This is a genomic window from Nocardia alni, from assembly GCF_019038435.1.
GTDB classification, from domain to species: domain Bacteria; phylum Actinomycetota; class Actinomycetes; order Mycobacteriales; family Mycobacteriaceae; genus Nocardia; species Nocardia alni.
The window spans coordinates 1-399 of sequence record NZ_JAGPOX010000397.1 but is presented as its reverse complement, the minus strand read 5'-3'; the positions used below and the strand labels follow the sequence as shown (position 1 = coordinate 399).

At 68.4% G+C, this 399-nt stretch carries 1 protein-coding gene; it reads left to right on the top strand.

Annotated elements, in window-relative coordinates:
- A partial coding sequence (locus JZ791_RS44500) for a hypothetical protein (protein ID WP_216904039.1) occupies positions 1 to 399 on the top strand: 399 nt, incomplete at both ends.

The window sequence follows — 399 nt, the reverse complement described above, 5'->3', positions numbered from 1 at the left end:
CCGCCACGCCGAACGCCTTCCTGTCCTCGGTGGCGGCCGACCTGCCGCGCGGTTCGCTGCCGCGTGCGTATGTGGGCGAACAGCCGTACTGGACCCTGCTCGGCCTCGATGGCGGCCAGGAACAGGCGCTGATCAGCGAGGACGGTGCGCTGGAGCCGGCCAAGGGCAGCTTCAGCATCGAGCCGTTCATCCGCCTCGACGGCAAGCTGCTGGACTGGTCGAAGGTGGCCACTACCCAGTCGCTGCAGGACCACTATCTTCCGATCGCCAACGTCGACTGGGTGCACGAGAAGGCCGGCCTGGCGGTGACCAGCTTCGTGCAGGGCACGCCGGAGCGCGCGCAGTTGATCGGCCGCTACCGGCTGAGCAATCCGGACAAGGTGGCGCACGAGTACACCC